Origin of the sequence: Clostridioides sp. ZZV14-6150, assembly GCF_020657875.1 — a bacterium.
Taxonomy (GTDB): domain Bacteria; phylum Bacillota; class Clostridia; order Peptostreptococcales; family Peptostreptococcaceae; genus Clostridioides.
This window is the reverse complement of sequence record NZ_JAGWDA010000002.1, coordinates 488,883-501,730: the sequence shown is the minus strand read 5'-3', so window position 1 is coordinate 501,730 and position 12,848 is coordinate 488,883. Positions and strand designations below refer to the sequence as shown.

The window sequence follows — 12,848 nt, the reverse complement described above, 5'->3', positions numbered from 1 at the left end:
ATTATAAAATTCGTTAAAATATGAATTAAAATTATCATTATAAACAAAAAAGTTAGAATCCTCACGTAGAAAAGACGATTTTGAATACGATAATAAGTGTGATAAAATTGACTTTGTTGAAATTTTGAAGGAGGTATTTGATGACAAAAAAATTAATAATATCAAAAACTAAATTGTTTATTTTTATAATAGCATTTATATCTGCATTTATAGCTTTATTTGGAAGTAAAAATACACTTATAGGTGTGGCTATAGTAACAGCTATGCTAATGCTTTTGGAAAGGGATTTAACTATTTCTCCAATTAAAAATTTACTAAAGTACTTGATAATAAATGTAACGTTAGGAGTATTATCGTTTTTTGCAGTACAAAATATGTATTTAGGAATTTTATTAAATTTTATAGCATTATTTATAATAGGATATTTATTTAGTTATGACTTGAAAAGGGCTGTATATGTACCTTTTGGTCTTATGTATATATTTATGATAAGTATACCTGTAGGATTAAGTGAATTTCCTATAAGATTATCCGCTTTAGCTAGTGGTTCACTTGTCATAATGATTGCTCAATTTGTTATGAATAGAAATAGAATGAAAAAAATTGGTGACAAAGAATTAATATCTATATGTGATGAATTGTTGGAAAAAATAAATCTTTTAAAAAATATTATGAACAATGATAATTCTGTAAGTAAGTCTAATATGAGAAAAATAGATAGTTGTAATTACACAATAAATTCTATATCAAAAGGTCTTAAAATGGTTATATTTGACAATAGAAAAGATGACTTTTTTATTAGTATTAAAGGAATGGATATAATAAATATCTTATTTTCATTAGAAAGAATAAGTTTAATCTTAGATAGATATAAAGCAGATACTAAGGAATTTGAGGATGAAGACATAAAAAATATTCTAGAAGAAAGTAGTACAAATGGTAAAGAAGATGTTTTAGTTGTAGTATCTAAAGAAGTAAATTATATCAAGATGTGCTTAGAAAATAAAGATAATATAACTGATAAAGAAATACTTGGATTTAGAGATTATGTTATCGCTCAAGATACTAAAAATATAAATTTGAAAGAAATTTACAGTGTTTTAGAAAATCTATACGAATTTTTATTAGAGTACAAAAAGGTAAAATCAAAAGAAGAAAAAAGAGTTGAAAGAAAAATAAAGATACCACATGAATTTAAAAGAATATCAATATATAAGCAACATTTTAATTTAAAATCTATAAGATTTTCTTATGCAATAAAAATCGCTTTGGCTACAGCAATATCAGGTTTTATTATGGATTATTTTCACTTAAAAGATGGAAGATGGATAATGTTAACTGTATTTTCATTAACACAACCTTATGCAGAGAATTGTTTGCAGAAATCCAGAAAAAGAATAGAAGGTACACTAGTAGGAGCGATAATATTTATTGTTTCATTTTCAATAATAAAAGATAACACATTAAGGTCATTAATAGTACTTTTAGCAGGATACATAAACTCATATGTAGTTGATTATAGAAAATTGATAGTGTGTGTAACTGTTTCAGCTCTTGGTTCCGCAGCAGTTATGGGAGACCCTAATGTTTTAACTATGAGTAGAATTTCATATGTGGTATTAGGTGCAATTATTGCATTAATAATAAATAAATTTGTTTTACCATATGATGCAAAAATGGGGTATCAGCATGTTATAGATGTGTATAAAGGTATAGTTAAAAATATAATTAATGAAGTTAATAAATCTATTGAAAACTCAACCAATGTTCATTATATAAAGAATCTATTATTAGTGCCATCACTTATTGAAGATAGACTTATGTTGATAAATACTATATACAAAGATGAATGTCAAGATGATTTCTTAGAAAATCAACAATTACTAATAAGTAATATGTACAATTTATATATAAATGTCAAAAAGAATAATATTAGAGATGAAGATGTAGAAAGAATATTGAGAGATACTAGTTATATTTCAAATTATGATGCTGATAAATATGATGAAGGAAGAAGTGTAATTTTAGATAGTATTGAAAATACAGTAAGCTTGGGCGATAAAATAATTTGTCTCAATTTACTTCAAACTTTAAATGGTGTAAAAGAGATGTATAGAATAAGTAATATCAGTAAAATGTTAGTGCAAGAAGTTGCATAATTTTCTAATCTAATTAAATTATATAATAAGTCATAGCTTTAAAGCAAAGTATATGACTTTTTCTTTTATACAATGTTAAAAGAAAATAGTATATTAAAAACAAAAAACATATAGTTATGAATTTTGTGTGAAAAAGGTTAAAATATTGATTTTTTTCATTAGTTGAAAAAACAATTTACTTAGGATAAACTATAATAGTATTCAAATATTATGGGGGTTAGATTTATGAGTAAAGATGTAAAGGTAAAGCGCGATAAGAAATATGATACATTTAGTATAACTATGGAACTTGAAAGACCTTTACTTTATGATGAGGTTGAAAACGAAGATGATAAAAATGATAATAGAAAATTTAATATAAAAAAGAAAATATTCATGGGAATAGGTATACTGTTTGTATTGATTCTGCTTAGTTTTTTCATATGGATAAACAAAACATATGAACCTCAAAAACTAGCAAAAGAAGCATTAGTTAGTAATAGTAAAGTCGAGGTAACCATAAATGAAAATATTTCATTTACACCTAAGGGTAGAAAAGTTTCTAAAGGTCTAATTTTTTATCCAGGAGCTAAAGTAGAAATTGAATCATATGCACCACTTGCAAGAAAAATAGCAGAAAGTGGATATGAAGTGGTAATTGTAAAAATGCCACTTAATCTAGCTATACTTGGAACTAATAAAGCACAGAAAGTTATGGATTCTTACAGTAACATAGAACATTGGGTAATAGGAGGGCACTCATTAGGCGGAGTTGTTGCATCTAATTTTGCACGTGACAATAAATTAATTGATGGAGTTGTGTTTTTATCTTCTTATCCAATGGGCAATGAACTAAGACAGTTAGGCAAAAAGGTTATATCTATATGGGGAAGTAAAGATGGAGTAGTTAACTTTAAAAACCTTATAGAAGCAAAAGAAAAACTTCCTGATGATACAACTTATGTTGAAATTGAAGGGGGAAATCATGCACAATTTGGAGATTATGGAAAACAAAAGGGCGACAATGATGCTATTATAAGTCAAGAAAAACAGCTTAAGATTACTGCAAATAGTATTATTAAATTTTTAAATAATATATCTTAAACAAAAGCTTGAAGTTTATAATATATATAAAGTATTATTTTAAGTAGATATTATTAATATAATAAAACTAAGATTGGATTACAAGGGGGATTTTAATATGGAATATGATATGCCACTTTATAGACCACCAAGTGAGGCTTATAGTCTTATAATACAAGTCACACTAGGATGTTCTCATAATAAATGTACATTTTGTAGTATGTACAAATCAAAGAAATTTAAAATAAAACCATTAGAAGTAATAAAAAATGAAATTGATATATTTAGAAGACATTATAAAAATGTAGACAGAATATTTTTAGCAGATGGAGATGCATTGATAATACCAATGGAAAAATTAAGAGATATAATATTATATATAAAAGAAGTTTTTCCAGAGTGTGAAAGAATTACTCTATATGGCTCTCCTAAGTCTATAGATAAAAAGACTGATGATGAACTTAAAGAGTTAAAAGAACTTGGTGTTAAGATGATTTATCTAGGGCTTGAAAGTGGAAATGATGAGGTATTAGAAGATATTAAAAAGGGATTTAATAGTGAACAACTGATAAAAGTTGGTAGAAAAGTTAAGAAAAATGGTATTAAATTATCAGCTACTGTAATAGCAGGTCTTGGAGGAACTAAAAAAACACATCAACATGGAGTTGATACAGGAAAAATGCTAGGAGCAATTTCCCCAGATTATGTAGGTGTATTGAGTTTAATGGTAGAACCTAATACTGAACTTTACGATTTACTTCAATCTGGTGAATTTAAAGTATTGGAAGATAAGGCTGTACTACAAGAAATTAAAGAAATGATAAAAAATATAGATACCAATGAAAAAGTTGTATTTAGAAGTAATCATGCCTCAAATTATGTTAACTTAAAAGGAATATTACCTGAGGATAAACAACGTCTAATTGATGAGATAGATTATTATCTAAGTAACTTAAAATTAAAAAGAGAAGAATATAGAAGACTGTAAAATTTAAATATCATTAATATATATGTGTAGATGTAAAATATTTAAATTATCTAGATTTTAAGTGGGGTGTCTCAGAATGAACTTTTTAGTTCATGAGGCACTCTTTTTTGTATGAAATCAAATATATTTTCATCATTTCAACAATGAAAAGGAGGCTTATCTCTATTTTGAGACAGCTCCTTTTTTGTTAAGGAATATAATTATGAAATCATAGAAAAAATCTATCAATAATGATAAAAATATGCACTGGATTAATAGATTTCCACGCATTATAATAGAGACATAAATTTAAATTACAAAAACTATAAACATAAAAACGTGTGGAGGAATAGAAATGAAAATATATCAAAATATCTTTGAACCATTAACTATAAAAAGGATGAATGTAAAAAATAGAATAGTTATGCCACCGATGGGAACAAACTTTGGTGGAGAAAGTGGAGAATTTAAAGATGAGCACATTAAATATTATGAACAAAGAGCTAAAGGTGGAACTGGACTTATAATTGTAGAAAATGCTTGTGTAGATTTTCCTTTAGGTTCTAATGGAACTACACAAATAAGAATAGACCATGACAGATACATACCTGCCTTATATAAGTTAACTGAGAATTTACATAAACATGGTGCATGTGTAGCTATACAAATTAATCATTCAGGTGCTTCAGCTATGCCAGAGAGAATAAATGGATTAACTCCAGTATCTTCTTCTAATATACCTTCAAAAAATGGAGGAACAATACCCAGAGAATTAAAGAAAGAAGAAATACTAAATATAGCTAAAAAATATGGTAAGGCAGCAAAAAGAGCTCAAATAGCTGGTTTTGACGCCGTAGAGATACACGCTGGGCACTCATATCTAATAAGTCAATTTTTATCCCCAATTTACAATAAGCGTACAGATGAATTTGGTGGAAGTCTTGAAAACAGAGCGAGATTTGCAAAACTAGTAATTGATAAAGTTAGAGACGAAGTGGGAGCATTATTTCCTATATCTTTAAGGGTAAGTGCTGATGAATTTATAGAAGGAGGAAATACTTTAAATGATACCTTAAAGCTTCTTGAATATTTAAATGAAGAAGTAGATATATATAATGTATCAGCAGCATTAAATGATTCTATACAATTTCAAATCGATACAATGACATTAGAAGATGGTTGGCGTTCATATATGTCTAAAGCAGTTAAAAAAAGATTTGGAAAAGCAACAATAATAACTGGAAATATAAGAAACCCAGAAATAGCATCAAAAATACTTAAAAATAATGAAGCGGATTTTATAGGTATGGGAAGAGGGCTTATAGCTGACCCTAATTGGGTTGAAAAAGTGCAAAATGGAAAAGAAGATTCAATAAGAAAGTGTATTTCATGCAATATAGGATGTGCAGGTAATAGAATTGGAGCAAATAGACCTATAAGATGTACAGTAAATCCAGACTTAATAAATGGAGAAGAATATAAACAGAGAAAAGTAAATAAGACAACAAATGTAGTTGTTGTAGGTGGAGGAACGGCTGGTCTTGAAGCAGCAGCCACAGCAGCAGAGGTGGGATGTAATGTATTTTTATTAGAAGAAAAAGCAGATATAGGAGGGCTTGCTGAGACAATATCAACTTTTCCAGATAAAAGTAGAATAAATGATTTTCCAAAGTATTTAAAACAGAGAGTTAAAAAATTAAAAAATTTAATTGTTTTTAAAAATACAAAAGCTGATATTAAATTTATAGAAAATTTAAAACCCGATATAATTATAAATGCTACAGGTTCAAAACCATTACTTCCACCAATAACTGGTTTGTTGGATAGGATAGACCAAGAAAATGGAAAGGTGAGTTCAATATTTAGGCTATTTAATGATATAGAAGATTTTCAAACAAAAGACTTAGAAAATAAGAAAGTAGTAGTTGTGGGTGGTGGAGCTGTTGGATTAGATGTTGTAGAATTTTTCTCGGAAAATAAGGCTAGAACTTCTATAGTTGAGATGTTACCAGTGGTAGGAAAAGATTTAGACCCTATAACAAAGGTTACAATGATGAAGATGTTAAAAGATTACAATGTTGATGTTTATACAAATACAGCATTATTGGAAGTTGAGGATGATAATTTTAAAGTTAAGAAGGATAAAGAAGAGTTATTGCTAGATTTTGATTATGGATTTATATGTTTAGGAATGAAATCTAATAATCCAATTTTGAATGATTTAAAGAAACATTTTGAAGCTAAAAATGTGGAAGTTATAAATATAGGAGATAGTAAAATAGCTAGAAGAATAATAGATGGAGTTAGAGAAGGAAGAAATATAATAACAACTTTAGAAAAGTTAAATCTTCTATGATAATAGATAAAAAAGACAATTTTAGAAAAGTCAAATCTTTTGTAGAGAATAAATAATAAAAATAAAGTAATCTTAGAAAAGTTAATTCATCTTTGTTTTATAACTTTAGTACTATTTTTAATTTTAACTATATCAAAGAGTACTATTGGTAATATAGTAGATTTAAGGGAATTCCTAAAAAGATTTCCCTTAAATCTCGTTTTAAGATAAATTAGTCATAAAATATTAAACTAATTTATCAATAGCTCCTGATTGAATATGTTGAATATTTGATTGGATTTTTTCATATGACCAATCCCACCACTTAATTTTTAATAATTTTGAAATTATATCATCGTTAAATCTTTTCTTTATAATTTTTGCAGGTATTCCACCAACAATAGAATATGGAGGGACATCATTAGTAACTACAGCTCCTGTTCCAATAATTGCACCATCACCAATTTTTACACCTGACATAATTACAGCATCATAGCCTATCCATACATCATTTCCAATTACAATATCACCCTTATTGTACCAAGCATCTGTTATATGATTTATGTCTAAACCCCAGTCTTCATAAAAGATTGGAAATGTATAAGTAGAGAGTGATTTCATTGTGTGGTTTCCACTAGTCATTAGAAACTTTGCTTTACATGCAATTGAACAAAATTTTCCGATTATTAATTTGTCATTGTTTATAGGATACTGATATAGTACATTATTTTTTTCAAAATCTCTTGGGTCATTATAAAAGTCGTTATATATTGTATAATCTCCAACTTTTATATTGTCTCTTGTAATCACATTTTTAAGATATACAGTTTGATAATCGTTACTTCTTGGATATATTTTATCTGAATTTGGAATAGTCATGTTTAAATCTCTCCTTTATATTATGTTATTTTCCTGACTATCCCATTATTACAATACATCTCTTCATAGAATCACTCCTTACATATTACTTATTTATAGTTTATTATTTTATTTTCAATAAAATATTTTTAACTAAGTCGTATTTTATGATAATTGTCTATTTATTTGATTATATCAAAGTGATAAAAAATTACAAGTATTTAAGATATACTAAATAGAAAGTATTTTTTATTAAGTTAAATAACGTTATTATTGAATTAAACTTTAATTTTCAATAGTGATTTGACTAGAATATATTGGGTATGATAGAATTATGCTTATATAAATATTTATGTAGTATTTATGTAAATTTATTATCTATATTATATAAATAGATAGTATTTATATGTATTTATTTTTAGGAGGTTTTATTATGAGTCGACTAGAGAGACTCGAAATGAAGAAAGTAGAAACTAAGCATTTACAACAATTCAATCAATTGTTACGTTATGTATTTCAAGTGACAAACCATGATTTACAACAAGTAGGTTGGGAGGAAAGAGAAATAACCCTTGCTAAACTACCTGTATTAAGACAAGCAGATGTATTTGGTTGGTTTGATGAGGATAAATTAGTATCTCAAATAGCTGTTTATCCATTTAAAATCAATATATTTGGTCAAGAATACGATATGGGTGGTCTTACTGGTGTTGGAACATATCCAGAATATTCTAATTTAGGTCTTATGGATAAATTGATGCGACAAGCATTAACAGATATGAGAGAAAGAAAACAATCTATATCTTATTTATTTCCATACTCAATTCCATATTATCGTCGTAAGGGATGGGAAATAATATCAGATAAGATATCTTTTGAAATTAAAGATACTCAGTTACCAAAACCTAAAGTGGTATCAGGAGAAGTTGAGCGTGTAAGTATAGAACACGAAGATGTCAGAAATGTTTATGAACGCTTTTCTAAAAAGAGCCATGCGTCTATGATTAGAAGTGAGTTAGCATGGGAAGAATACTGGCGTTGGGATTTAGATGACTTAACATGTGCAATTTATTATGATAAAAACCATGAAGCACAAGGTTATGTGTTATATTGGATTTCTGATGAAATATTCTATATTAAAGAAATGGTATTTGTAGAAGAAGAGGCACGTACAGGATTATGGAATTTTATAAGTGCTCACTTTTCAATGATAAATAAAGTGGTTGGGAATACATATACAGATGAACCATTGGCATTTTTACTTGAAGATGGAGATATAGAAGAAAATATAAAACCATACTTTATGGGTAGAATTGTTGATATAGAACAATTTATAAACCAGTATCCATTTAAAGAACAGGAAAATGAAGTAAAGTTAGTCTTTCAATTAGAAGACCCTTTATTAGATTGGAATACAGGAGTGTTTACATTAAATGTTTCTAAAGAGGGGAAAGGTATGTTAATTGATGGTGGTGATAAGTATGACTTGAAACTTGACATACAAACACTTACAACTATGTTGCTTAGTTACAAAAGACCAACTTATCTTCATAGAATAAAAAGAATTATTTGTGATAAAGAAGTAGCAGATTTATTAGAAAATCTTATTGAACGTGAAAATCCATATTTCTCAGATTATTTCTAATAAACTTTAATAAATTTTAAAATATATCTGGGATTGTACAGAGTATTTACTTTGAAACAATCCCTTTTTAACGTATTTTTATTCCATTTTATCAATTAGATTATTGTTTTTACTATAATTAATAATAAAGTTTTTAAAACTATTAACAGCAGGAGTTAAATATTTATTTTTCATTGTAGCTAAATATATGTATCTTTCATGTATAGGATTTGTTATTGATAAAACCTTTACATTAAAATATTTAAGAGCAAAAATATTGGGAACGACTGCTATACCGTAGTTAATAGAAACTAAACCTGCAACAGCTGTATCTTCTTCTGTTTCACATATAATTTGTGGCTTTACATCAACTTTTTCAAAGAGATTATCAATAATTGGTCTAACTCCACTATCTTCACTAAAGAATATAAAAGGGTAATCCTTTGTATCTTTTAAGTCTACACTATCATTTGAGGCCAGAGGGTGGCTATATGGTACTATTACAACCAATTCCTCCTGAAGTATAGATGTAAAATCTATGTTGGGTTCATTTGGAACAAAAGAGCAAAATGCTAAATCAAACTTTTCATCTTTTAAACCCTGGATAATCTTTTTAGTGGTACCTTGGCCAAATGAAAATGAAATATTTTTATTTAACTCTTTTTCTAAAAACTTACCAAGTATATCTGGAATGAAGTAAGCTCCCAATGTATAAATAAATCCTAAGTCTATAACACCTTTTGATATACTGGTATATTCTCTAAGCTTTTTTTCTCCTCTTTCTAATTCACCCAATGCTTTATCAACATAAGTTAAAAAAAACTTACCATATTTAGTCAAACGAACATTTCTACCTTGTTTTTCAAATAAAAAGGTTCCCAGCTCTTTTTCAAGAGCAGATATAGCATGACTTAAGCTTGGTTGAGTTATAGACAATTGTGTAGCTGCTTTTGTATAGTGTTCAACTTTGGCTAAAACTCTAAAGTAATGCAAATGATTTAGGTTCATTGATATTCAATCCCTTCATAAGTAATGAAATTCGAGTTATTTCTACATAATTATACCATATTATACCATAATTCATAGATTAATTCTATTAATATTAAGAATAATATGCATTATATTAATAATACTTAAATAATATAATGAAATTACAAGAAAGAGTGTAAAAAAATTAAATGTAAGTATATTTAACCTTTATGGTTATATAGATTATAAAAAAATATATAGTACTGAATTTTTTAAACACTTAAAAATTTAAATATATTAATGGATTTGAAATTACTATAAGTTGAGTAATACAAACTTTTAAAATATAGATATAGCAAAAATACATGTGATTAAATGATTTACATACTATAAGAATTGTTACTTTAAGGATAAAATGAAATATTACTGTAGAATTAGTATTGTTATGACTTATAGTATTTTTACGATATAATAATACTGTGAAATAAAATGAATATAAAATCTGATAAAACTTCTATATTTGTGGAGGAGAAATATGAAAAATATAGTACAAGTAAAAAATATTAGAATAGGAGAAGGTATACCTAAAATCTGTGTACCAATAGTTGGAAAAACTAAAGAAGAAATTATTGAAGAAGTTAATGACTTAAAGGGAATTTGTTTGGATGTTGTAGAATGGCGTGTTGATTTCTTTAAGAATGTAGAAAATATTCAACAAGTTAAAGAGGTTCTTAACGAATTAAGAAAATATATGCCAGATATACCTCTATTATTTACATTTAGAAGTATAAAAGAAGGTGGAAAAAAATTAATATCAAAAGATTATTATACTATTTTAAATAAGGAAATTTCTAATACAGGATTAATAGACTTAATAGATGTAGAGCTATTTATGGGAGATGAAATTGTAAATGAAATAGTCGAGTTTGCTCATAAAAAAGAAGTAAAAGTAGTCATGTCAAATCATGATTTTAATAAAACTCCCAAAAAAGAAGAAATTATATGTCGTTTATGCAAAATGCAAAAACTAGGAGCAGACTTACCTAAAATAGCTGTTATGCCACAAAATGAAAGAGATGTTCTAGTGTTGCTTACAGCTACAAATGAAATGGTTCAAGTTTATGCAGATAGACCAATAATAACTATGTCTATGGCAGGAATGGGAGTTATAAGTCGTTTGTGTGGAGAAATATTTGGCTCTTCATTGACTTTTGGAGCAGCTAAAAAGGTTTCTGCACCAGGGCAAATATCAGTTGAAGAACTAAATTCAATACTATACATATTACATAAAAGTATTAATTAATTTAAAAGTATTGATTATATATGATGAAGGTTTATGATGTACTATAAAATATGATTTTGTAGATTTAGTAGGTAATATTATTAATATAACTAATATGTGAAATTATGGAAAAATAATAATTTTATAAAAATAATTGATAAATATAAATTAAATTATATATGTATATATTGTAGTCCAATAGTGATATAATAATATAAAAAATTTTTATAGAGAGTGAGATTACATATGCGAAAACTTGAAGAGATATTAGAGTATAATAAATCATTTGTGGAAAATAAAGAATATGAACAGTATGCAACATCAAAACATCCAAATAAAAAAATAGTAGTCTTATCTTGTATGGATACAAGATTAACTGAACTTTTACCTAAAGCTATGAATCTTAAAAATGGAGATGTTAAACTAATAAAAAATGCAGGTGCTACTATAATGCATCCATTTGGAAGTATTATGAGAAGTATTTTAGTTGCAATTTATGAATTTGATGTGGATGAAGTTATGGTTGTAGGACACCATGGATGTGGTATGTGCAATGTGGATACGGATAAATTACTAAATAAAATCTTAGATAGAGGAATATCAAATGACGTAATACTTACACTTCGTAGTGCCGGAATTGATACAAAACAATGGTTACATGGATTTGATTCAGCAGAAGATTCTGTAAAAGATAGTATTAATTTAATAAAAAATCATCCTTTAATTCCAGAAGGAATTATTGTGCATGGTTTGATTATATCACCAGAAACTGGAAAAATAGATGTTGTTGTAAATGGATATGAGGATAAATAATATACTGTTATAATATATAAGTAATATATTATTAAATAAGAAGTTGTTTCAAAATTTATTTTATTTTGAGACAACTTTTTTTATTGATAAATTTATGAAAAGGTTTATCTTAAGGTTTTTAATGAAAAATATAAGTAGTTAGCTAATTAAAAAACTTACTATTATTTATTAAAATCATAATCAATTAATAAAAAAATATTTAATAAATGAAATTTATATGAATTTTTTATAAATATATTGAAAAAATGCATATGTTATAGTAAAATAATCATTAGCCGACTAAGTAATATAAAAATAAGGAGGGTAAGTATGAATAGTAATTCTGAAGAAAAATTAAATGATGTTTTTTTGCAATTGATGCGAATATATTTTATAAGAACTCATTTTTATTTTGATAAATTAGGTTTGTACCATGGTCAGCCACAAATACTATTTTCTCTTAAGATGAAAAATGGCCAAAGTCAAAAAGAATTAGCAGATAAAAGAAAAGTAAAAGCATCTACAACTACAGTTATGGTAAAGAGAATGGAAAAAGCTGGGTTTGTAGAAAGAAAACAAGATGAAAAGGACCAAAGAATTTCTAGGATTTTTTTAACAGATAAAGGTCTAGAAGTATGTAACAAAGTAGAGGAATTTAACAAAGAATTAGAAAGAGAATTCTTCTTAGGGTTTAGTGAAGAAGAAAAGATAGTACTTAGAAGACTCCTAATGCAAGTTAGAGACAATTTGAAAGCAGGATGTCATAAACATGAGCATGAAAAATATTTTTAAGGTTTAAA

Annotated in this window: 10 protein-coding genes; 8 read left to right on the top strand and 2 right to left on the bottom strand. The window is 26.6% G+C overall.

Features of this window, described 5'->3' with window-relative positions; translation table 11 throughout:
• Nucleotides 1-140 precede the first annotated feature (140 nt).
• The 4 genes from KGF41_RS04740 to KGF41_RS04725 all read left to right on the top strand — a co-directional run bounded on the left by KGF41_RS04740 (nt 141) and on the right by KGF41_RS04725 (nt 6,544).
• Nucleotides 141-2,159 (top strand): FUSC family protein, encoded by a 2,019-nt coding sequence (locus KGF41_RS04740; RefSeq protein WP_227856408.1) that lies wholly within the window; start codon nt 141-143, stop codon nt 2,157-2,159.
• Between the two features lie 225 nt (nt 2,160-2,384).
• Entirely contained in the window at nt 2,385-3,242 is an 858-nt protein-coding gene (locus tag KGF41_RS04735; RefSeq protein ID WP_227828844.1) for an alpha/beta hydrolase, read from the top strand.
• Between the two features lie 97 nt (nt 3,243-3,339).
• A complete protein-coding gene (locus KGF41_RS04730; RefSeq protein ID WP_227850073.1) occupies nt 3,340-4,209 on the top strand; it encodes a radical SAM protein in 870 nt (289 codons plus the stop codon).
• A gap of 334 nt (nt 4,210-4,543) precedes the next feature.
• Entirely contained in the window at nt 4,544-6,544 is a 2,001-nt protein-coding gene (locus tag KGF41_RS04725) for an FAD-dependent oxidoreductase (protein ID WP_227850072.1), read from the top strand.
• Nucleotides 6,545-6,769: 225 nt separating this feature from the next.
• Here the strand turns inward: KGF41_RS04725 and KGF41_RS04720 are convergent, their stop codons facing one another.
• A complete protein-coding gene (locus KGF41_RS04720) occupies nt 6,770-7,402 on the bottom strand; it encodes a CatB-related O-acetyltransferase (RefSeq protein WP_227850071.1) in 633 nt (210 codons plus the stop codon).
• 412 nt (nt 7,403-7,814) lie between these two features.
• Between KGF41_RS04720 and eis the strand changes: the two genes are divergently transcribed.
• Nucleotides 7,815-9,026 (top strand): enhanced intracellular survival protein Eis, encoded by a 1,212-nt coding sequence (eis, locus tag KGF41_RS04715; protein WP_227828840.1) that lies wholly within the window; start codon nt 7,815-7,817, stop codon nt 9,024-9,026.
• Nucleotides 9,027-9,104: 78 nt separating this feature from the next.
• On the opposite strand, the gene KGF41_RS04710 is transcribed toward eis, so the two are convergent.
• Nucleotides 9,105-10,013: a LysR family transcriptional regulator gene (locus KGF41_RS04710; protein ID WP_227828839.1), complete on the bottom strand. Its 909-nt coding sequence runs from the start codon at nt 10,011-10,013 to the stop codon at nt 9,105-9,107.
• Between the two features lie 496 nt (nt 10,014-10,509).
• Between KGF41_RS04710 and aroD the strand changes: the two genes are divergently transcribed.
• From aroD to KGF41_RS04695, 3 genes are all read left to right on the top strand, one after another.
• A complete protein-coding gene (gene aroD / locus KGF41_RS04705) occupies nt 10,510-11,277 on the top strand; it encodes a type I 3-dehydroquinate dehydratase (RefSeq protein WP_227856407.1) in 768 nt (255 codons plus the stop codon).
• A 225-nt stretch (nt 11,278-11,502) separates the two neighbouring features.
• Nucleotides 11,503-12,069 carry a beta-class carbonic anhydrase gene (locus tag KGF41_RS04700; RefSeq protein ID WP_227828837.1) on the top strand — a complete coding sequence of 189 codons (567 nt, stop codon included), beginning with the start codon at nt 11,503-11,505 and terminating at the stop codon, nt 12,067-12,069.
• 309 nt (nt 12,070-12,378) lie between these two features.
• Complete coding sequence (locus KGF41_RS04695) at nt 12,379-12,840, top strand: MarR family transcriptional regulator (protein ID WP_227828836.1); 462 nt, start codon at nt 12,379-12,381, stop codon at nt 12,838-12,840.
• Nucleotides 12,841-12,848 lie beyond the last annotated feature (8 nt).